This is a genomic window from Bacillus paramycoides (assembly GCF_001884235.1).
In the GTDB taxonomy this organism is placed as follows: domain Bacteria; phylum Bacillota; class Bacilli; order Bacillales; family Bacillaceae_G; genus Bacillus_A; species Bacillus_A paramycoides.
In genome coordinates this window covers 220,581-243,264 of the sequence record NZ_MAOI01000079.1, presented here as the reverse complement: position 1 = coordinate 243,264, position 22,684 = coordinate 220,581, and the positions used below count along the sequence as shown (strand labels likewise).

Annotated in this window: 23 protein-coding genes; 5 read left to right on the top strand and 18 right to left on the bottom strand. The window is 32.7% G+C overall.

Annotated elements, in window-relative coordinates:
• Positions 1–39: 39 nt before the first annotated feature.
• From BAU28_RS17320 to BAU28_RS17310, 3 genes are all read right to left on the bottom strand, one after another.
• The gene (locus BAU28_RS17320) at positions 40–1,836 is read right to left on the bottom strand and encodes a Xaa-Pro dipeptidyl-peptidase (protein WP_071719303.1); all 1,797 of its coding nucleotides are present in this window, start codon (positions 1,834–1,836) and stop codon (positions 40–42) included.
• 137 nt (positions 1,837–1,973) lie between these two features.
• Positions 1,974–3,350, bottom strand: coding sequence for a sensor histidine kinase (locus BAU28_RS17315; protein ID WP_071719302.1), 1,377 nt, complete (start codon positions 3,348–3,350; stop codon positions 1,974–1,976).
• Entirely contained in the window at positions 3,343–3,990 is a 648-nt protein-coding gene (locus BAU28_RS17310; protein ID WP_071719301.1) for a response regulator transcription factor, read from the bottom strand. The genes BAU28_RS17315 and BAU28_RS17310 overlap by 8 nt, the downstream gene beginning before the upstream one ends.
• A gap of 131 nt (positions 3,991–4,121) precedes the next feature.
• Between BAU28_RS17310 and BAU28_RS17305 the strand changes: the two genes are divergently transcribed.
• Positions 4,122–4,538 carry a hypothetical protein gene (locus tag BAU28_RS17305; protein WP_071719300.1) on the top strand — a complete coding sequence of 139 codons (417 nt, stop codon included), beginning with the start codon at positions 4,122–4,124 and terminating at the stop codon, positions 4,536–4,538.
• Between the two features lie 52 nt (positions 4,539–4,590).
• Here the strand turns inward: BAU28_RS17305 and BAU28_RS17300 are convergent, their stop codons facing one another.
• The 7 genes from BAU28_RS17300 to BAU28_RS17270 all read right to left on the bottom strand — a co-directional run bounded on the left by BAU28_RS17300 (position 4,591) and on the right by BAU28_RS17270 (position 10,953).
• Positions 4,591–5,097, bottom strand: coding sequence for a DinB family protein (locus tag BAU28_RS17300; RefSeq protein WP_071719299.1), 507 nt, complete (start codon positions 5,095–5,097; stop codon positions 4,591–4,593).
• Between the two features lie 98 nt (positions 5,098–5,195).
• Positions 5,196–5,645 (bottom strand): GNAT family N-acetyltransferase, encoded by a 450-nt coding sequence (locus BAU28_RS17295; RefSeq protein WP_420271268.1) that lies wholly within the window; start codon positions 5,643–5,645, stop codon positions 5,196–5,198.
• 106 nt (positions 5,646–5,751) lie between these two features.
• Positions 5,752–6,426 (bottom strand): HAD family hydrolase, encoded by a 675-nt coding sequence (locus BAU28_RS17290; RefSeq protein ID WP_071719298.1) that lies wholly within the window; start codon positions 6,424–6,426, stop codon positions 5,752–5,754.
• Between the two features lie 29 nt (positions 6,427–6,455).
• A complete protein-coding gene (locus tag BAU28_RS17285) occupies positions 6,456–7,157 on the bottom strand; it encodes a 5'-methylthioadenosine/adenosylhomocysteine nucleosidase (protein ID WP_071719297.1) in 702 nt (233 codons plus the stop codon).
• Between the two features lie 17 nt (positions 7,158–7,174).
• Positions 7,175–7,927 (bottom strand): WecB/TagA/CpsF family glycosyltransferase, encoded by a 753-nt coding sequence (locus BAU28_RS17280; RefSeq protein ID WP_071719296.1) that lies wholly within the window; start codon positions 7,925–7,927, stop codon positions 7,175–7,177.
• 12 nt (positions 7,928–7,939) lie between these two features.
• Entirely contained in the window at positions 7,940–9,550 is a 1,611-nt protein-coding gene (locus tag BAU28_RS17275) for a M3 family metallopeptidase (protein ID WP_071719295.1), read from the bottom strand.
• Between the two features lie 113 nt (positions 9,551–9,663).
• A complete protein-coding gene (locus tag BAU28_RS17270; protein WP_071719294.1) occupies positions 9,664–10,953 on the bottom strand; it encodes an APC family permease in 1,290 nt (429 codons plus the stop codon).
• Between the two features lie 142 nt (positions 10,954–11,095).
• On the opposite strand from BAU28_RS17270, the gene BAU28_RS17265 reads away from it, so the two are divergent.
• A complete protein-coding gene (locus BAU28_RS17265) occupies positions 11,096–11,530 on the top strand; it encodes an Lrp/AsnC family transcriptional regulator (protein ID WP_071719293.1) in 435 nt (144 codons plus the stop codon).
• Between the two features lie 99 nt (positions 11,531–11,629).
• On the opposite strand, the gene BAU28_RS17260 is transcribed toward BAU28_RS17265, so the two are convergent.
• Complete coding sequence (locus BAU28_RS17260) at positions 11,630–12,898, bottom strand: helix-turn-helix domain-containing protein (protein WP_071719292.1); 1,269 nt, start codon at positions 12,896–12,898, stop codon at positions 11,630–11,632.
• Between the two features lie 464 nt (positions 12,899–13,362).
• Here BAU28_RS17260 and BAU28_RS17255 point away from each other — a divergent pair, with 464 nt between their 5' ends.
• Positions 13,363–13,566 (top strand): hypothetical protein, encoded by a 204-nt coding sequence (locus tag BAU28_RS17255; protein WP_071719291.1) that lies wholly within the window; start codon positions 13,363–13,365, stop codon positions 13,564–13,566.
• 52 nt (positions 13,567–13,618) lie between these two features.
• Here BAU28_RS17255 and BAU28_RS17250 read toward each other — a convergent pair whose 3' ends face one another.
• Positions 13,619–14,479: a DegV family protein gene (locus BAU28_RS17250; RefSeq protein WP_071719290.1), complete on the bottom strand. Its 861-nt coding sequence runs from the start codon at positions 14,477–14,479 to the stop codon at positions 13,619–13,621.
• A 256-nt stretch (positions 14,480–14,735) separates the two neighbouring features.
• Between BAU28_RS17250 and BAU28_RS17245 the strand changes: the two genes are divergently transcribed.
• A complete protein-coding gene (locus BAU28_RS17245) occupies positions 14,736–15,167 on the top strand; it encodes a GNAT family N-acetyltransferase (RefSeq protein WP_071719289.1) in 432 nt (143 codons plus the stop codon).
• Between the two features lie 305 nt (positions 15,168–15,472).
• Here the strand turns inward: BAU28_RS17245 and BAU28_RS17240 are convergent, their stop codons facing one another.
• Positions 15,473–16,243 (bottom strand): GNAT family N-acetyltransferase, encoded by a 771-nt coding sequence (locus BAU28_RS17240; protein WP_071719288.1) that lies wholly within the window; start codon positions 16,241–16,243, stop codon positions 15,473–15,475.
• A gap of 446 nt (positions 16,244–16,689) precedes the next feature.
• Between BAU28_RS17240 and BAU28_RS17235 the strand changes: the two genes are divergently transcribed.
• A complete protein-coding gene (locus tag BAU28_RS17235) occupies positions 16,690–17,010 on the top strand; it encodes a hypothetical protein (RefSeq protein WP_001062736.1) in 321 nt (106 codons plus the stop codon).
• Between the two features lie 55 nt (positions 17,011–17,065).
• On the opposite strand, the gene BAU28_RS17230 is transcribed toward BAU28_RS17235, so the two are convergent.
• The 5 genes from BAU28_RS17230 to BAU28_RS17210 form a co-directional block, all read right to left on the bottom strand.
• Complete coding sequence (locus tag BAU28_RS17230; protein ID WP_071719287.1) at positions 17,066–18,601, bottom strand: MDR family MFS transporter; 1,536 nt, start codon at positions 18,599–18,601, stop codon at positions 17,066–17,068.
• A 24-nt stretch (positions 18,602–18,625) separates the two neighbouring features.
• Complete coding sequence (locus BAU28_RS17225; RefSeq protein WP_071719286.1) at positions 18,626–19,333, bottom strand: polymer-forming cytoskeletal protein; 708 nt, start codon at positions 19,331–19,333, stop codon at positions 18,626–18,628.
• A gap of 18 nt (positions 19,334–19,351) precedes the next feature.
• On the bottom strand, positions 19,352–20,062 hold the full coding sequence (locus BAU28_RS17220; RefSeq protein ID WP_002172355.1) for a bactofilin family protein: 711 nt from the start codon (positions 20,060–20,062) through the stop codon (positions 19,352–19,354).
• A 13-nt stretch (positions 20,063–20,075) separates the two neighbouring features.
• Positions 20,076–20,699, bottom strand: a complete 624-nt coding sequence (locus BAU28_RS17215; RefSeq protein ID WP_071719285.1) for a YhbD family protein — start codon at positions 20,697–20,699, stop codon at positions 20,076–20,078.
• A gap of 159 nt (positions 20,700–20,858) precedes the next feature.
• The gene (locus tag BAU28_RS17210; protein ID WP_083594811.1) at positions 20,859–22,634 is read right to left on the bottom strand and encodes an ABC transporter substrate-binding protein; all 1,776 of its coding nucleotides are present in this window, start codon (positions 22,632–22,634) and stop codon (positions 20,859–20,861) included.
• Positions 22,635–22,684: the final 50 nt, after the last annotated feature.

Below are 22,684 nucleotides of genomic sequence, written 5' to 3'. Positions count from 1 at the left end.
CCTTAGTAAGCTCTCCTTTCTCATTCATCTCATAAACCTTTACTTTACAATAGGCAATGTCACTTCACTCAATTTCACTGTTAGCTTTGTTCCTGCTTTCGGCCTAATTGTATAATCGTAGTCACTTGCGATTAAAACGACTCCTATTTGATGTCCTTCTTTAAATACGTAATCATCTGGCTGCATGTCCCATGTAAATGTGTAATCTTTACCAGGTTGAATCACCGTTGAATTATTTATACTATTCAAATTTTGTGAATCCATCCAACCTCTCGTTACGATTTCAGGCTTTGCTCCGCCATAATCAACAAGTAATGCTGTTAAATTTGATACAGACCGATCAATATTCCCTTTAAATGAAATCTTCGGCGTACCGCTTATTCGCATATCTTTTTGTAGTACAGGCATTGTATATACTAATCGATTTGCTACTTCTAGCTCTGGGTTTTCTACTAATTGATTCGACTTTATTTTAGCATCATCTACAAATGAGAAAACATTGTTTACTGATCCCATACTTAATGGCAGATTGACTGCTTTATTACTTAAATACATACGGATTTTTGATGGTACAGCCGCCGGATCTGGCCAATTTTTTATTTTTTGCCACGTTTTATTTTCACGTTGCACATCTACCATCGGTTCATCCATAATTCCATTTTCAATTCCATATAACCAATAATCGAACCATTTATTTTGTGTTTGCTGCCAGTTATTACTTGTTGTCCCGCCGTGTCCCCCTTGATGTAACCACATTTTACGAGGAACATTATTTTCACCAAGAGCTTCCCACCACTGTGCGAATTGCTTCGTTTTTACATTCCAATCATTTAAACCGTGAACAACAAACACACTAGCTTTCACATTTTTAGCGTCTTTTACATAGTTACGTTTATCCCAAAAATCGTTATAATCACCTGTTTTTCGATCTTGTCCAGCAGTAAGTTCGTTAATTATTTGCCCGCAAACTTCAGGGTTCTTTCTTGTCAGTACTGCTTCCGCCATATTATCTGTATCTTCTCCTTGATAACCACCTGGCGCAATTACCGCCCCATTTGCACGATAATAATCGTACCAACTACTAATCGCCGCGATTGGGATAATTGTTTTTAAACCTTCAACTCCAGTCGTTGCGACAGCATTTGGCAATGTCCCATTATAAGAAGCTCCTGTCATACCTACATTACCCGTAGACCAATTTGCATTTACTTCCTTACCATCCTCTGTATATGCCTTTGCACGTCCATTTACCCAATCAATAACAGACTTTGTTCCAAGTATTTCTTGTTCATCTCCAGTTGTCGGACATCCATCTGATTTTCCAGTACCGATACTTTCCCCTAAAATGACTGCATATCCTCTCGGAACGTAATAATTGCCGTACGAACCAAGATTAACCGCTGCATACGGTTTTCCTTCATACGCATACAATTCTTCATCGACATTATAAACAGGAACATCTTTTAACCCAGCACGATATGGACTCATTTCATATATAACAGGAACTTTCACATTCGGATCAGTCTTTGGACGCATAACCTTAATAGATACACGATCCTTTTTACCATCTCGATCACTATCAACTTCTGTCTCTACAAATAAATTCTCAATAATTGAATCATCAAGAGAATAGATTGGTTTCGTCATCCCATTTTCTAATTCAATTTTCGTGTTTGGAATTAAAGCTTCTGAAACTTGACCATTTAACTTAATATCACTCCCTTTTACAGAGGCCCCTTCCTTACTTTCTGCATGTGCAGTCATATTAGAAACTCCTGAAGTAATTGTTAAAGATAATATAGTCGACAGCGTAATTGCTAATTTCTTTTTCTCCATGCACTTCCCTCCCATATATTCCTTCTCTTACTATACATTAAAATTACAGAAAATTCAGTTTATATTTCATATAAACAGTTGAGAAATTTGTAGAACATTCGAATCTTTTTAGATAATAGAAAAGGAACTAACAACAATTAGTTCCTATCTATATATATATAAAATTGTATTTCCCCATCTTCTACAGAAACTCCGTATTCAAAACCATGTCTTTCTAATATACTTTTTACAATCGCTAGCCCTAATCCTGTCCCTGATTTTTCTTTACTACGAGAAGATTCTAATACGTAAAAAGGCTCCCAAATTTTATCTATATCTTTAATTCCCTCAGTATCAATTCCATTTTGAACTTGAAAATACACAACATCATTTTTCTCTTCTAATGTGATTTTAATATTTTGATTCGTTGTATATTTTATCGCATTAGAAATTAAATTTTGAAAGACCATTCTCATTTTATTTATATCAGCATAAACAATCGAATTATCAGTGTTAAAGTCCACCTGCATATAGATTCCTTTCGATTCCAGTTCAATCTTATGCTTATCTACTATGCTTTGAACTAATGATTCAATAGGGAATTCTTCTTTTTGCAAAACATCTCTTTCTAGTTTAGAAAATCGTAATAGTTCTTCAATTAAGTTTGATATTTGATCTGTTTGTTTAATGATTGTATCCACAAACGCACCATCATCTAAACCGTCCTTTATGCCCATAGAATATGCTTTCACTAATGCGATTGGTGTTTTTAATTCATGAGTTACGTCACCCATAAATCGTTTTAAGTGTTCATTTCGATCTGTTAAATCTTTATGTGCTTCATGCAATTTATCACTCATGACGTTAATACTATTTGCTAAATCACCTATTTCATCATTCGTTTTCACTTTCGTTCTTTTGAAATCTAGATTTGAAATATCTTCAGCGACATCACTTAATTCTTTCAATGGAGTTGTAATTGTTTTTGAAAGTATCCAAACAAGTACAACGACAAGAAATATTGAAAAACCTATAATGTATAAATAAAATGAGTTAAGTGTTTTTATCACTTCATTGGAATGTGCGATAGAAACTCCTACTAAAATCAACATATCATCTTTCGCAATGTATTTCGCAAAAAAACTAGATTTTATCTTCTCTTGATCATAAATCTTATTTGATTGCCCAACGTTCTTCACTTTCGTAATTTCTTCTTTTGTAATCCAAAGTTTATTTAGTACAACTCTCTTTCTTGTAAGTTGCAGACGTAATTCATCATTAATATCATCTTCCGAATTATTTATTGATGTGTACGCAATCGTAACATTATCTTCACTTTCAATACTATGACTAGCGTCATCAAGTTGTTCCCTCGGTATCGACTGTATTTGTGCTGTAATTCCATCTAAACTTTCACGTGTTTTGTATATATTATATTTTGGCAAAAAATAATTAATCAATAATAAAGAGATCGAAAAAATAAGGATGACTGTTAAAGAAATACTGAAAAATAACTTTTTTCCAAGCTTATTCACACTCTTCCTCCAAACTATATCCTAAACCGCGATGCGTCTTTATTATATTTTCTCCAATTTTTTTACGCAATCTTCTTACATGCGTATCAACCGTTCGCTCTTCTCCAAAATAATCAAATCCCCAGACGATATCTAACAACTTTTTCCGTGTTAAAATCGTTCCTTTATGACTTAAAAAGCATTTTATTAATTGTAATTCTGTCTTTGTAATGTCTAATTCTTTTTCATTTTTATACACTTTATTTTTAGTGAAATCTATTTTTAAATCTTGAACTTGGATCACATCATCATGTTGTACAAGCTTTTTCGCTCGCGTTATTAGCACTCCTGGATGGAATGGTTTTTTCACATACTCATCTGCCCCGCTTTGAAGTGCTGCTAATTCATCTTCACTTTCACTTTTCGCAGTAAGCATTAATACTTTTACACTTGAATTCTTTTTTATTTCCTGACAGACAGTAATACCGCTACTTTTCGGCATCATCCAGTCTAAAATAGCTAAGTCAATTTTCTCATCATAAAATATTTGAAGTGCTTCCTCTCCATCCTTCGCTAATAAAACTTCGAAGCCTTCTTTTTCAAAATACGCTTTTAAAATCTTCAGCATATCTTGTTCATCATCTGCGATTAATACTTTCATTCTCTTTCCTCCGTTACCTTGAAACCAATAGTTACTTTATGATCTCCTATCATACAATTTCTTTGTTACATCAATGTGACAGAAAAATATTTACAACAATTGAGGGTATAGTAAGTGTGAGGTGTTGTTTTATGTTCAAAAAAATAGGAGTCATTACTCTTCTCTTCTTTTTATTATCAACAAATGCGTTCGCAAATACAAATAAACAAATTGAAGTATTTGATTGCAAAAAAGAAATGGTAGTTCAAAAACAATCTTTAGATGCGGCTATTCAAAAAGAAGCAGTTCAATATGCAGAATCAATTACTGGTCCATTTAAAAACTTAAATGTCGTTCCGAAAGATGGTCATATGATAAAAATCCCGTTATCGAAACCTGTTCCTATTACAAATCAATGGCTACATACAACAATCGATGAAGTACTCATCCTTCTCCCACTTAACGAAAAACCTTACATTATGCTTTACGATGATGAGAATAATCCGCATTTTTATTATGTAAAAGGTGATCCGAAGATTTTATTAAAACAAATGAATGTTAAACTATAATTAATTAAAGAAAGATCCCACAAGTATCATTCGTGGGATCTTTTTTTATCAGTTAACAAGTTGATTTTTTAATATGATTTTCATTTAAAAAATTAATAATCTGCCTTTTGTGATGGTTATCGTGATCTACAAATTCTTTAATAATATATATAAGAGAATACGGTATTCCGGTATGTGGACAATAAGATACTCCATTGGAAGTTAGAGGTTTCTTTAGCTTTCCAGTAGGCAGTAAGCTAAGTTCTTTTACGAGTAACTCTCTTTTAGCTTGTGCTTCTTCAATAAGTTTTATCATAGATATGCCCGATTTTGCATAATGAGATGCTATTTTATTATATGTATCAAAGTCAGGGAACTCCATTCCCTGCTCATCTCTCACTGATGATAATGTCTCGCGTAAAAGGTATTCATCCCAGCTCTTAATATGAGATACGATCTCACCAACAGTCCATTTCCCCTCAGATATTGGTGTCATCCACAATTCTTCTTTCATATCTTTCAATGTATTTATCCAAATTGAATATTCTTTGAAATCATTAATAATTTTATTTTCTCCCATCATCTAATTCCCCATTCTAATTATAGATTTAAATAAATCATACCATAAATCCACACAGAACAGAACGAACGTTCCCTAGAAGGGCAAATAATAATTCACTACATCTTTTTATCTAAGTTTAGATAATGGCTCGTTCCTACATACATTGCTCCTTTCACAAATCCATTCGAAGTATAAAACCGGTCCCCCTGTTCTGTATCTGTACGTAAGACAACAATATTAAAATATATTTTTGCATCACTTATGATTCTCTCTAACAGTATCCTTCCTAATCCTTTCCGCCGATAATCTTTTAAAATATAAAACCTCCTTAATCGACCAATCTTATTATCCTTCGTATATGGATCTTGATTTAATCCCCCGATTCCAATTAACGTATCACCTCGAAAAATGCCATATAAACATTCACCCGTTTTGCTAAACGTATTTCTTTTACTTTCATATTCATTTATTAATTTTAATAAGAAGTTAAAACCTTCTTCTTTACTTTCTTTGACAAGGTGATTGATCTCATACTTTAGTAAATCTTCAATTCGTTTAATTTGTATATTTTCCAGTTTAATCAACTACTTTCTCTATCAAAATATATCTTTTTAAAAAATAAAAATGCCCAAGAACATATCCTCCTGAGCATCTATTTGACTGTGAACTTATTCAATTTGTTATGTAAGTATTCTTCAATTCTGGTACTATCCCCTTCAACTCCATTAAATCATCTATTACTAAATCCGCATGAGCAAGCTCATCTTCTTGTGCAAAATCAAAATTACATCCAATCGCAATTAAACCGTTATCTTTTGCAGCGTTAATATCAGATAAACGGTCTCCAACTACCGCTGCCTCTTTTATATCATATTTCATCAAAATGCTTTTTACTAAGTCACCTTTATTTAGCGATTGTATTTGTTCAATACTGAACATTTCCGTAACCCATTGGTCTAAATCATAATAAGATACGATTGCTTGTAAATATTCCGTTAAACCGTTACTAGCAATGTAAATGGAACAGTTATTTTCTTTTATAAAACTAAAAACTTCCTTTACATTTGGATATAAAGCCCCTTTTCCGCTCTTTATGTTTTCAATTAATCTCTCTAAAAAATAAGCATCTGTTTGTTTTCTTACTTCATTTGAATGATCAGGTAACAGCGTTTCCCAAACTTTTGGTAAAGGTACACCCATAATTTCACGATATTTATCAATAGGTGTTTCCGCATCCCATAATTGTAGCGAACGTAAATGATTAAATGTATCATCTAGTGATAATTCTAAAATTTTTTCTGTTTGAAATAAGGTTCCATCCATATCAAAAATTAGTGCTTGTAACATTTCAATCTCTCCCATTCTTTACTTTTGAACTACAAAATAGTTTTACTCGATTTATTTTTAAGCATCTCGACAATAATTTCTGAACAATAATTCGCGGCCGTTTTCGCGAAATCATCATATGAAACTTGCGCCTCATCATCTGCACTATCAGAAATACTTCTCATAACGAGAAATGGTATGTTATTTATATGAGCGACATGCCCAATTGCTGCCCCTTCCATTTCAGTACAATGTGGTGCATACTCATTGATAAGTTTAATCTTTAATATTGAATCCTCAACGAAGCATTCTCCGCTGACAATTCTTCCTTCATGTGCAGAAATGTTTAAACTACTACTATTACAAGCTTCTCGTGCTAACTCTCTTAATTCTTTACTTGCAGTAAACGATTCTTGAAACGGAAATAAATTCTTCATTTGATTTTTACTAACATCATGATGCGTAACATTTGTAGAAATAACTAAATCGCCAACTTTCACATCAGGATGCAATCCACCCGCAACACCTGTATTAATGATAGAATCCACATCATATTTATTAATTAATATTTGTGTACATGCCGCTGCATTTACCTTTCCTACACCACATCGAGTAATAATAACTTCTGTATCCATGAACTTTCCTTTATAAAAAGGCATTCCGGCAATAGTATGTTCTTCTTTTATATGTAGTTTCTCTAAAAGTAAGTCTATTTCAATTTGCATTGCTCCGATAATACCGATTCTGTTCATATATGTAGTCCCCTTTATTAATTTGTGACCCCTTTAATCCTCTCCGCCATAACCGATAGTAAAAACTTCGGAAGTACAAGTTGCCTCTTTATTCTTTTTGGTTGTGAAATTAATCTATACAACCATTCTGTTCCAGTATCTCTCATTATTTTGGGTGCTCTTTTTACAGTGCCTGATAAAATATCAATCATGCCTCCGATACCAATAGATAGTGGAACGTTTAATGTTTGTAAGTTGTCATAGATAAATTCTTCTTGTTTAGGTGAACCTAAACCAACTAGTAGTAAATGTGGCTTGAATTGTTGAATTTGAGTCTTTACTTCTTCTATTTCTTCACCGTTTACAAATCCATCTCGTCCTTTAAAAGAAGCATGTGGAAACTTCTCTTTTAATTTTTCTAATGCTTTTTCATTACTTTCCGGCGCAGCTCCAAATAGAAAGACACGATATCCTTTTTCATTACAATGTTCTATTAAGTCGTGTGTTAAATCCGCTCCAGTAACACGCTCTTCCAGTGTTCCTTTTAATATTTTCGAGCCAATTATTACGCCAATCCCATCAGCAGTAATTAAATCCGCGGATAATAACATCTTTTTAAACAGCTTTGATTTAGCCGTCTCCTCCTTAGCAGACATAACAATTTCAGGATTTGCAGTAACTACAAATCTTGGTTTCTCTTGCTTTTCATATAACCAGTCTTTTAATAAACTTATAACCCTTGAATACCCCAAAGTAGAAAACGGTATTCCTTTTATATATTGTTGATCCACTTCTCTCTCCCCTTATATAAGCTGCAAATATTCATCAATATCCCTATGAATTTGTATAAAAGCTTTACTCCAAAATTCATAATTTGTTAGATCAATATCAAAATGTTTTTTCATCAGTTCTTCAACTGGGGCCTTTCCTGTTTCTCGTAAAAATTCTTTATACCTCAAATGAAATTCATCTTTATTTTCTTTCATTATTTCTAATAAGCTAAAACTTACTAAATAACCAAATGTGTATGGATAATTGTAAAAAGGAACATCTGCTATATAAAATTGAATGTATTTCATCCAAACGAATGGCTGATACTCTGATAATGCATTTCCGTACGCCTTTTCTTGCGCCGCTATAGACAATTTTTCTATTTCATGAGCACTTACAGGACCTTTCTTACATTCTTCATAAAAACTCTTCTCAAACTGAAACGATGCACGAATTGCCATTACATAATTAAAGCTATTTCTAATTTTCCAGCTAAGCAATGCTTTTTTCATTTCAGTATTTTCCGCTGTTTTTATTAAGTGATTTACAAGTACCACCTCAAAGAAAATAGACGCTGATTCAGCTGTACTCATTGGCAAGTAATCATCTAAAAATGAAGTGGATTGTTCAAAACTCATAACATAAAAGTGCCAAGCATGTCCTAATTCATGAGCAAGTACTCTTACACTATCAATACTTCCATCATAACGCATTGAAATACGTGATTCTTTTTCGCTGAAAAAAGGTGCACAAAATCCACCTGGCGTTTTATTATCTCTCGGTTCAGCATCTACCCAGCCATTCACAATCGCATTCCGTGCGAACTTTTCCAATTCTTCATCTACATTTTTTAGTGCATCATATATGTTTTGTACTCCTACTGAAAAAGGAAATATTGTCTCATTACTTTCTTTTAATGTCATGAGTTCATGCCATGTAATTGAATCCTTATCTTTTTTATACACATTTAAAGCACTTACTAGCTTCGTAAGATTTTGTTCCGTTGTGTTCCACATTTGAGTTAATACAGTTTCAGAAATGCCATTCATTTGAAGGGATTGAGTTAAAACTTCTCTCCTTTCTAATTCATTACTCTTCGTGTTACGTAATCTTCCTATTTGATTCAATACAGTAGCAAAAATCTCTTTTTCCTTACTCAAAGCATTTGTAAGTGAATCAAATACTTTTAATCTTTCATTATGATCATCACTATTCATCGAAAGGTAATTCGCTTGTCCAAAAGATAATGTCTCTTTATCGTGTATTACTTCTATCTTATTTCGTAATTGTATGTACATATCTTCCCAAGCTTTTAATTCATTTTCTATTAGTTTAATACTTGAGTTATCATCATTAATACCTTGCTTCTTACTAGATTCTATTAATAGTTGAACTTCTTTCTTTAATTGGTTTATTGTTACACTTAGTAAATTATTTTCGGGTGGCGTATCATCTTCAGTAGCACGGCAATATAAATAATACTCCGCTTTTTCAATAGCCTGTATAAGTTGTGAAAGGGTTGCTGGATCTTTTGTTGCTTTATATTCTACTTTTAACTGTTCTATAGAAAACATAAGATCTTGTTCATTAGAATATAGCCTGCATAAATCCCATTTAGTTGGAGTTTGTATAAGCACATTCATTTTAATAGCCTCCTATTTTTACAAATAGTTACAACAAGTTCATCCCTCCATAATTATATATGAACCTTCAATATTTAGATATCTCTAAATATTGAAACTTAAACGAATGCATTTTAACATTCCTTATTCTGTTCCCTCCCATTTACAAGTTTACTTTTTCTTAAATATAAATAGCATAAAGACGCCAAAGCTACTACTACCGGAATAAGCATGACTCCGCCAATAAAAGGATAAACCGCTACACAACATGTAAAAGCGATTATAGAAAAAATTTTACCTAACCTGTTCTTTATTAACTTAATTCCGGCCGCAGCACCGACTATATACGTAACAATCCCCAGTGAATTCGGTATTAATACGATTCTATCTATACTAATATGAAAAATGAGACTTATTAACAAACCTATTATCGCAATAAAACCTACAACTTTTATTGCGTTTGTTGGTGCTGCTCTTTTTTCATTAATACATGCTAAATAACGAGGTGCAACTTTTTCTTTTCCTAACGAAAAGCCTAAACGGCCCATACTAGCAATAAATGCATTTGTAGTTCCTAAGCAAATCATAAAAGCTACAAATCCCATTAACCATGCAAATTGACCGCCTAATGTCTGTTTTATTACAAGTACTAGAGCTGTACTATTATCAGAATTAATATGATATAATTTCGTTCCAATTACTGATAACGCAATCCCAACATATAAAACTCCAATAATAATAATCGCGAATCCCGTAGACAAAATAATATTTCTTTTTCTAGGCGTTTTAAATTCTGGGGCCAAACTTGCAATGGCTTCCCATCCGAAAAACGACCAAAATATTAACAAAGAAGCCTCTAAAATCGGCTGTATGTTATCTAATGAAATATGTATATTTATATTTTTCATTTCAATATAAGGTAGCGAACTTATAATTGTTACGAATAAAATCAAGAAAGTTAATACACCAATATATATTTGAAACAATCCACTCATTTTTAATCCGCATAAATTGAAAGCAATAGAAATACTCAATATAATTAGCGCAATAATGTACGTGTAATATGATGGTAAAGCAAATACTTTCACTATATACATTCCACCAGTCATTGATACAACAATTTGCCCAACGCTACCCGCAATAAAAAAACACCAACCTATCATTGCTCCTACATTTTTACCGAAAGCCTTTTCTGAAAAGGTCGCGATTCCACCTGCACTCGGATATTCAATCGATAAAAAAGCGAACGTAAATGCAAGTGGAACACTTAGTAAAATCATAATTAACCAAGAAATAATCGCATTCCCTTCTGCTATACTCGCTGTCATACCAGGTAAAATAAGTATTCCTGATCCTAAAACGGCTCCGACGTATAAAGCCGTTCCCTTTTTAATAGAAATTGTTTCTTTGAAATGATTAGACATTACATGCACCTCCATTTATATTTTAATTATAGAAAGTTATCAGTCTATTCAACATTCAAAAGTGCATGTAATTTAACATTAGATTTTATATTATGGAACTATTTCAGAAGTTTGCTTTCAATTTTGTAAAGGAGTATGAGTAATGGATGAGATCGATAAGAAAATAACCCTATTATTACAAGAAGATGCTAGGATGACAATTACAGAAATGACTGAGCATTTACACCTTAGCCGTCCTAGTGTTACGGAAAGACTAAAAAGATTACAAGATGTAGGAATAATTGAAAAGTATACAGCACGAATATCACTAGATGCAGTTGGAAAATCAATTCAAGCATTTTTAAGAATAGAAAATTTAAAAATTCCATGTAAAAAATTTGAAGAGAAAATATATGAAGAACATAGGGTACTTGAATGTCACCGAGTAACAGGTGAAAGTAGCTATTACTTAAAAGTAGCGGTTCACTCAATGAAAGAATTAGAGGAAATAATTGATATCGTTATACCCTTTGGTACAGTAAAAACTTCGATGATTTTATCGTCACCAATACCCTATCGACCGGTAGTTGTAGAATAAAAATAAAAGAGGGTATCCCTAAGAGCATAAAACAACCTACTCTTTTGGATACCCTCTTTAAATTTACAATTTATAAAAGGATTCAGCTGGATTTCTCTTTTAATCCATTTTATTTTCAGCTGAAATTTTAAAGTACTTCGCAGATAATTTATAAGAGCGATTCTCATTATAAAAGTTACCTAATTCAAAGGATAATTCAGCAACTAAGCGATGTTGCTTTTTTTCCACTCCCACTTCAATTGCTTTTTGCATATTTTTCTCATATTCATAATAATCTCCACGTATTTTGAATATTTTAGCTTTCAAACCAGATAGTTGGACATGTGCAATTGGTACATCATAAATCGATAAAAAATGAAATGCTTCATTCATAACTTTATTAACATTTTTCCAATCTTTAAGTTCTATGTACACCTCTATCATGTTTCGTAATGCATATACCTTTTGATGTTTCTCCGATAAAAGGTTACTCAATTCCAAAGTTTCTTCATAGTATTTAATGGCATTCGTATAGTCTTTCAAACCTTGATAAATTTTTCCATAATCATAAGAAATTATAGGTAAATACGTTGAATCACCATTAGTAGCCACACTATTTTCTACTTTCTGTAAGGTTTCAAGCGCTTTTTCATATAACTCATCTATAATATACAGTACTGCAAGCATTAAAAGTGTATTTATTACGTTTTTCTCCATACCATTTTTTCTGTATATGTTGTAAGCTTTCAGGGCATACAAACGACTAATACTTTTATCTTTATACAGCTCCTTATATACAAGACATAAATTATAGTATATATGAGCATGTTGTTCAGTTTCTTCTACACCAAGTAAACTCTCAGCCTGTACATAAATATCATGTGCAGCAATGTAGTCTTGTTTATAATAAAAATAATAACCTCGAGCTTTTAAATAATATATATAATCTTCAGTATCTTGCATTTCCACCTGACTTGGAATCATTTGCGAAGCTTGATCTACAAGCGACTTCACATATAACAAGTTTTTTTGTCGGGCATGATAGTATATAAGTACACCATATACCTTTAATAATGAAGGGATTGAATCCACTTCACGAACGTATAATTCTAACAAAGATAAATCAGCCTCATTTATACTTTTATCTTTTTTATATTTATTACATATTTCAAGAATAGTAAGCTTTATCTCCTCGTAATTGCCATCTATAAGATAATCGCCATCAATACCTAGCTTGTTAGAAACTTTTTTTATAAAAGAAGATGATGGTTTGATTTTCCCACTTTCTATTCTACTTAAATATGTTATTGAACATATTCCTGATACGATTTCCCCCTGTGTTAATCCTTTATGCATACGAACTTGGCGAATACGTTCCCCTATTTCCATCTCTCTACTCTCCCTGTTTAACCATTTCATGCTTTTTACGAATTAAGTCATTATGTATCCACAGATTTTTCATACTAAATAAAATGTATAATTTCACAAATGTAAAAAAATGTATCACTTATTTTAATTTTACATTCATACTATGATTATTTCTAGATAGCTTGTTAAATTTAATGGTTTAAATTTGGGTTTTTTGGCCATTTTTTTCATACAATTTTACTACTTGTTATTAACAAAGATAGCGCCATATACTTGAATTACGATAAACTTAATGAAAAGGATTTAACTACATGTAAACTATCAGTCTTAATTTAGATCGTATGCTTAATTACATTTACCTAGTACATGGAAGACATCTATTGTAAATCAAAATAAATTAAATGAGCTTAATAGATGAATTATCAATATCACATCCTAGTAATTAGTTTGTCGAATTATTTATTAAACACGAAAGGATGATAAACATGATTGTAAAACCAAAAAAAGATTCAACGCGCAAAATAGTAAGATATGTTGGAGGCGCTGCTACTCTTTTAATACTAGCATCCTTCCTTTATCAGTGGAACAATGGTTTAGTAGTTGATGATACTGAAACATTTAGTTTCATACTAGCCTTCACTTGTTTCCTTTATACCTTCTTACCTATAAAACAAAGCACTCATAAATAATAAATTTTATATTTTATTTAAAGAAAAAAGGATTGATCAAAAGATCAATCCTTTACTCTACTTCATTTAAGAAAAATAATGTTATAACACCAGGTCCTGTATGTGCACCAATTGCTGCACCAATTGTATTAACGATAAATACTTCACAGCCAAATCTTTCTGTAATTAACGCTTTTAGTGCTTCAGCTGTTTCTAGATCATCACCGTGTGTCATACCAATTGTTTGACCTTTAAGGTCTTTTCCACGCTCTTCCATAATATCAACAATTCGGCTTAATACTTTCTTTTTTCCTCTTACCTTTTCAAGTGGTACAAGTTTTCCTTCTTCCACATTTAAAATCGGCTTAATGTTTAATAAACCACCGATGAAACCGGCTACTTTACTTAAACGTCCACCTCTAACAAGGTACTGCAAGTCAGCTACAGTGAAGATGTGCTCCATATGCTCCATTAGAAAAGCGACACGGTTTAAGATTTCTTCTTTTGATGCGCCTTCTTTTGCCATTTTAGCAGCTTCTAATACGACAAGCCCTTGACCAAGCGAAGCACATTTCGTATCGATAATTTCTAAATCCAATTCAGCATATGTTTCTTTCACTTCTTCTTTAATGACAACTGACGATTGATATGTACCAGACAATTCAGATGAAAAAGCTAAATATATACAAGGATTTCCTTCTTTTGCATAGGAAACAAACTTTTCTTGGAATGTTTCAAGTGAAGGCAATGAAGTTCTGTAAGCAGCGCCTTCTCTCATTTTTTGCAATAATGTAACTGACTCTAATGTAACCCCATCTAAATACTCTGTTTCTGCTTCATCATATACACGGAGTGGAATTAAATCTATATCATATGCTTGCAGCAATTCTTCCGGTAAATCCGCCGCACTATCCGTAATGATTTTAACGCCCATTTTTAAACCTCTATTCTGTTATAAATATATAAAAAAATAAAATAAAAATATTACTTTTAAATTATATACGTAAAACAAGAATGAAGAAAGGAAAAGTACTCTATATTGTATGCACTCTTCTTCAAAACTTTAACTATTTATAAAAATGATTTCGTTTTCACTTATTCCCACTAATTATTATGCCATATATGAATTACAATTTGCCTCGTAATATATATAATGAGAATATTAGTTTTTGTCTAAAGGAGGAACAATTATGGGGATTCAATTAGCTACATCTAATGATTTAGAATGGATTAATATCCAATACGAATCAATAGGATTTGTACCGAGTGATTTAAAGCGGGATAAAGTTGCGATCATTACATACAACGATGAGTATGCAGGTGTCGGTCGATTAGTCCGAATAGATGAAGATACTATTGAAATGGGAGGGATTTTTATTCTCCCTGAATTTAGAGGTCTACAATTAGCTGGGGAACTTGTTTCATTTTTAGTACAAACTGCAAAAAAATTACAAGTACAAAATGTGTATTGTCTTCCTTTTAAGGAACTAGAAAGCTTTTATAAAAAATACGGCTTTACTGAAGTTGATAATACTCAAGAAGTTGTCCATCCAATTATTCTAAAAAAATATAATTGGTGTTTAGAAACTTATGATAAACATGTATTACTATTTAAGTTGTGAGTTTTGTAAAAAAGGAGTTAATGTACTTTGTATTACACCTCACATTATAACAAGTAATTATCTATGCTATTTAATTAGCTTCTTTATTCAAACAACATATACGCCAAATCTGTTAAAAATAAAAACCGACTTAAAAAGCCGGTTTTTTAGTCAATAGATTGTGAAATCTCCTCATCATTTAACTAGTTATATGATTCTCCAATTTTTCAATAGGAGTTATCAACCATTCTATGGCAAACATTTTCATCTTCATTCGTTCCCTTTAAATTTTTTAAGTTGTACAATTCGTACAACTTCGCCTTCATTCACCTAGTATTCACAAAATAAGTATCATACGCCTTATCAAAAACATATCCTAGCTTTTCTGCTAGTTTGGCAGACGTATTATTCGCTGCGTCCCAGTTTGGATATTTTCCATTTTCTAAACAATCCAATATTAATGCCGCACTAACTACAGTCGCCAATCCCTTTCTTCTATGATTCGGGTCAGTAGCAACTTCGATTTCGATACCATCATTATAAATACTATATGATGATGCACCGCATACGACTTCTCCATTATACAAAATACTATAACCTACACCTCGATTTACATAATCATCTATTGAACTAAATTGACTTGTAAAATCTTCAGAAACTTTGTGTAATGTTGGGTTATTTGCAATATACTTATCTATTTTTCTTAATTCATATCCATTTGGAAGTACCGTTATAAATGATTTTAATTTCGTACGATTTAACAATTCTGGATTTCGTTTGAATTTATACCGTAAAATCTTATCTATTTTTCTTTCATGAAATGCTTCTAAACGCTTTTTCCACTCATCACTATTTACAATTACTAAAATTCTTTCAGGAATGTTACGTAATAACTCTTCCGTTTCTACCGCGGTTGGATCTCCGCCATAAAATGTGAAAATCCCCACTGTAATTTGCGCTACTGTCGGATTTTCGAGATCGTTCACCCAAGCGGTGCCCATATGTCCTTGTAAATAAGAAAGTAGAACAACATTATTAAAATCCTCGAACATAGAAACTAATTTTTTTCTTGTATGTATATTTGATTCATATATCATTTACTTTCCTTCTTTCTTTGAAAATCAATTTTCCGTTTGAACACACGTTAATCATCCAAATTTGAAAAGAATGATTCCTTTTTAACAGAAGTTGTGTACTTCATTAAAAAATCAAATAATTATAAATCATACGCAAATACAAACTCATTATAACATCTACTTACATTGAAATGATGCTATAGCTAGTTAATAACTGCTTTTAATTCATCCTACATTCAATACTTCCGCATCATTTTTAAAGTGAATATATGATTATTCGCAAATAATGAACAAAATATGTGAAGAATATATAATTTTCTATATAAGTACACATAACAATTTCATCTTTTTACAAAAAAGCGTTATAATAAAGTGAAACTTCTATTAGAGAGGGACTTTATCTCGCTCTTATGATTAGTTGAATCAATTGTAGCCTCTACGATTACGTTATAAAGGAGATTAAAACAATGGCTAAAATTAAAGTATACCAAGCAAAAGAAGAAAATATGGAAGCAGTAAAAAACATTATTGATGTTGAGGAACAAAACCCAACGGCTGAAAACTTACAAAATCTATATGAATGTGTATTAGCTACTGAAGATATGGCATTGCCTGAATCATACATTGAAGAAGATATCTTAATTGATTCTATGGAAGTTATGGTTAACGCTTCTCAAAGCAAGCTAAGAGACTTAGGTACATATGATGTAATCGAAGTTCAAAATAAAGGTAAGAAAACACAAATTTTATTATTAGCAGACGAAGAATACGAAATTATTGAAGGCTAATTGAGATTCGTACATACAAAAAGGCTCCTTTCCAAATTGAAAGGAGCTTTTTTCTTTATGCTTTTGATGTCTCACTGTTTATCTTGTTTTGCTCTTTCTTATATACCATGCGCTCATTTCCCATAAAGAAAATGAATACGAACGCTAAACCTGCTGGGACTAACGCCCACATAAATGTATGAACGATTGAACTAGAAAGAGCTTCAATAATTTTATCTAATATTTGCGGTGGAATTTGAGATCTTGCAGATTCTGATAGAATAGCTCTTGAATCTCCCAAAGCATTTGTATTCATTCCCCCGCTCATACCTTTAAATGCCTCTTCTAATTGATCCTGGAAACCAGTTCTTTGAATCATTCCAAAGATTGTAATACCAAGTGTCATACCTAATGAACGAATGAAGTTACTCGTTGAAGTCGCAGACCCGCGCTGCTCCATACCGAAGTTGTGGATAGCAGCCATACTTAGTACAGAGAATGAGAAACCGACTCCGAAACCGATAATAATCATATACACAGTTAATAGTACACGGCTTGTTTCTGGTGTTAACGTGCTTAATAAGAATAATCCGATTAGCATAATTACAGCAGAAATAATCATGATATTACGGTAGCTAAGTTTCGATGTTAAAAATCCACCTAGCTGCGCTGTTACGACTGAACCTAACATCATTGGTAATAACAATAATCCTGAGTTTGTTGCGGTGCCACCGTATACACCTTGAATAAATAACGGAATGTACACAGTTGCTGACATAAATGCCGCTCCATAAAATAATGCAATAATTGTACTCATTCCAAACAGACGTTGTTTAAACATTTCAAATGAAATGATTGGTTCTTCTACTGTTCGTTCAATAAAAATAAATCCAATTATTAAAATAGCAAACCCAGCAAATAAACTTAAAATAAAGCTAGAATCCCAATCATACTTTTGCCCGCCTAATTCTAACGCAAACATTAAACAAACTACTGCACCAACTAAAGTAATTGCGCCGAACCAATCAATCTTTTGCTTTCTATGAACTCGTGACTCTTTATAAAATAATGTAATAAAAATAAGTGCTAAAATTCCAAGTGGTAAGTTAATATAGAACACCCAGTGCCAACTAATGTAATCCGTAATATATGCACCAAGTAGTGGCCCAAAGATACTTGATAAACCAAATACTGCTCCGAATAATCCACCCATTTTTCCGCGCTTTTCAGGTGGGAAAATATCAAAAACGATAGTAAATGCGATCGGCACTAGTGCCCCGCCGCCAATACCTTGAATGGCACGATAAATACCTAACTGTGTAATATTTTCAGCAGTTCCACAAAGTGCCGAACCAATCATAAAGACGATTAAACCGAAAATAAAGAATCTCTTTCTGCCATACATATCTGATAGCTTACCGAAAATCGGCATACCTGCCATTTCTGCAACCATATAGGCAGAAACAACCCATACAAAGTTTTCAAGACCTCCTAAGTCACCAACAATCGTTCCCATTGCTGTTACGACAATGGTATTATCCATTGATGCCATTAAGATGCCCAGCAATAAACCGGCAACAACGAAGCCGAGTTTATTATTCTTCTCAACCATATCTCTTGCTCTCCCTCATACTACTTACATTTGTTTATGTTCTTTTACGACTGATTTCCCTTTCTGGTTAAAACTAGTATGATATTCTACAACACTAATTTCACAGCCAGGACCAATTATAACATGATTTCCTCTTACTACGTCTGCTATTGTATGTTCTAAATAAATATCATCTCCTTCAATAATTGATGTTTGAAGGTTTCCGGCATGACTTGTAAAAGGAATAAATCTCGCTTTTTTACGTACTGTAATCTTTTTCCCACCGATTTCTCTCACTTTACTTCCTTCATAACGTAGTGAGATTTCAATATTTTCAGCATTAAGCAAACCATCACTTTCAAGACCACCAGTTAGTAATAATTTTTCTACCTCTATATCTCCCTTCACATTTAAAGCGCCTTTCACATCTACGAAATCACCTGAAAACTTCCCTTTAACTTCAATCATACCTCTAACTATTGTTTTTTGAATATGACCATCACCATGTATTTGTGTATTACCATATATTTTTACATATTCCGCTTCTACATTGCCTTGCACTTCACTATCTCCATACACGACATAATGTTTAGCTTTCATATTTCCACGTACATCACTCGTCCCGTATGTCTTAAACTCATTACAACTCATATTGTTAGAGATTGTTCCTTCGCCACGTATCTTTACTTTGTTATATTCTCCCCCCGCTGAATTGCCAGAACCATTTACTGTAAGGCTATGTTGATGTTCCATACTGATTTCTCCCTTCCTTTAAACCTGCTTAATTTCTTTTACATTTGCGCTTTGATCAACATTAAGAACCCCGGTATATTCAATCAGTTCAATCTCACAGTTCGGTCCTACTGTAACATTGTTTCCTCTTACCGTTTTTATGTGAGCATAATCAATATCGATATTGTCACCTTCTAGCAGTTCAGCTTCTAACTGTAAGCCAAATACTGTTTTAAATAGTCGACTAAAAGCACTCAATCTATGTTTTACTTTAATGGTTTGACCACCAATTTCTTTCGCTCTACATGTGCCGTGAATATTTATATTAATTTCATCTGCGCTTAATAATCCACCAACTGTAAATTGTCCCTCTGAAGAAAAAGTATCTACTTCACAATTACCATCAATCGTCGCTTGGCCATTGATTTTAAATTCTTCACCGGTTACATTTCCACCTATTGTTCCTTTTCCTGCAATTTTCAAAGTGTTCGCCTTTACATCTTGTGTAATTGTCGCTTTCCCATCGATTCGCATCATATCTGCACTAACTGTACCCTCAACTTTACCTGATCCACTAATTCTTGCATTACTACTTTTCAAATCACCAGTAACAGTACCGTAACCATTACATTCGAATTGGTCACATTCAACGTTTCCATTAACAGTTCCTTTTCCATTTAGTTGTACTTTATGAAACTCGCCGCCATTCGATGAACCGTAACCGTTTATAATTAAATTTTCTGTACGCATTATTTCTCCTCCACTACAACAGTTTTGTTTTTAATGCTTCTGTATAATTCATAATTGCAACACGTAAAACAATCTTTGTTCCTTTTTCAAAAATTAAGTCTTCCACGTTTGATACTAAGAAGCATGTAGAAATCCCTAACTTCCGAATGATAACTAAATCACAATTTTTATGCTTAATCGTTTCATAATTTTCACGTAAAACTTGTAAGACCATTTTCCCTTCTTCTAAGCTAATATCTCCTGATTGAAGAAGTTCTTCTAACATATATACATAAAGAATATCTACAAATTGAAAATCTGCTACTTTGTTCGTTTTCTCAATGAAAAATTGTAAAACTGGCTCTGAAGCAATGCCCTTACGTACGACATCATCCTTCGTTAAAAGAACCTCTGTTACGCTCGGTGAGAACATATTTGCCAATTCATCAAGTGATAATTCCTCTTTCATCGTTTGGATTTTATCAATACGTTCTAATATCTTTTCTTTTGGAAAAAATGTTTCCTGACCTGTGAACGTTGATTTCCTTACAAACCAATCTTCCGGTATTAAATTTTTTCTCTTCCACCTATATAACTGTCCGTATGAAATACCAGTTAGTTCTAATAAATCTTTTTTTGAAATTAAATCTGTACTCAACTGTATGTCACTCCTTCCTAATAACAATGTAACATAACACTGTTACGCCGTAAATAGACTTTTATCACAGGTAGCGTAACAATGTGTAAAACAAACCTGTCTTACATACAAAAAAGGCTCTTACACATCTCATAAAAAATGCGTAAGAACCTTTATAAATCAAGGTTTAAACCATATTTCATAAAAATCAATCCAACCTTGTGAATTAATTATTATATTTTGTATTTTTTCATGTGAACTTACTTGCTGTTTGTTACGATATAAAGGAATGATATGCATTTGACGTAACAATGTGTCCTCAATATCACGTAACAGTGTCACCCGTTTATCTAATTGATTCTCTATAAAATAAGGCTGCAATACTTCGTTAAAGTTTATATTGCTATGCTGATGAATAAAGCTATTTTTTGTAAGAAACATATATAGTAAACTCTCTTCAATACGCTCGCTAATTGTCGCGCTATCATGCATAATATCAGCCTTTTGTATCGTACTTATTTGCAACAACTCTTCTGTTTCAAGAAACTCAATATCAATTTTAATTCCGTATTTCGTACATTCTTTTTGTATCCAATTTGAGTCTTCAACATGATCTTGTCCTGTAAATGTATATAGACGTAGCGTTTCATTACGGTATGAACTATCTTTAATAAGTCTATGTATATCCTCATTTGTATGTATTGTACCGCTCTTTGTTAGTACTAATTCTTCTGCTATTTCGCCGCGCGCTCCTTGTAATTCTTCAATAATCTCCTTGCCATGGATAATATTATATAAAGCTTTCCGGAACTGCGTATCTTGTATAGGTCCCTCTTTTGCAGTATTTAACGTAACATATGTTACATTCGACTCAAGTCTAGATAGTTCTTTATAATGCTTTTCTATATTTTTATAACGTGCTTTCGCTAATATATCGTACGTATTCACTCTGCTCTCTACATTCCATAATTCAATTCGATCGAGAAATGGTCGCTCGCGAAAATAAAAATCATTTGCTTCTAATACGAATACATCCTCATTATTTTCACATAACCGAAACGGTCCAGTACCGAGTAACTTCCCATCTTCATCTTCACTTACAATAGAACATTGTTCTGCACTTAAAGCATGTAAAAACAACTTGTTATCAGTAGATAAACGAACCTGCACAATGGAGTCATCTAGAATATGTAAACTTTCAACGTGCTGTAACATCCAAGCATGCGGGTTATTTTTCGCTCTCATAAATCGCTTAAATGTATGTTCAACATCATGAGCGGTTAGTTCTTTTCTATTATGAAATTGAACGCCTTTTCGTAAGTAAAAGGTCCAAATATGTTTCTGATCATCATATTCCCAATAAAACGCAAGTCTTGGTTCTACACTGTTTGTATTTCCGTCTACATACACTAACGTGTCGTATATATGTTTTACCATATGACATTCCGAACGCATCGTGGCGTATACAGGATCTAATGCAATGTCTAGATTCATTTGAACTTGCAAACGTAGTACATCTCTTCTCCCCTGTGATGTCCTTTCAACTTGATAACCAAATATCGAATCAATCCAAGTTTGAAATTGCGTTAGAAGTGATGGGAAATACGAGCTATATCGCTCAATAAATGCGATTCCACTTTTTACGTCTCCTTGTTTCGTTATTTCTTTTCCTCTTTCCAAAATTAAAGAAAGTGGATGCTTTTGAAAGGATAACTTCGAACGATTCCCTCTTCCGCGGCCCGGAAACCATAATATCCAATTTAATTCTTCTAATTTTTTTATAATTAGTTTACTATTTCTCTCTGTACAAAATAATGTTTCAGATATATTTTGTATTGTCATTTCTAATTTCTCGCCCTCTGATCTCCCTTTTCCATACTGGAGCCATAGGTTCATATATTGCTCCAAAATAGTCATAAAACGCCCCCTAAAAGATGAAAAATCTTCCTCTTTCATTCTACCCTTTTTCATTTCTATCTTCCATCTTATCATTTCAATATAGAAAG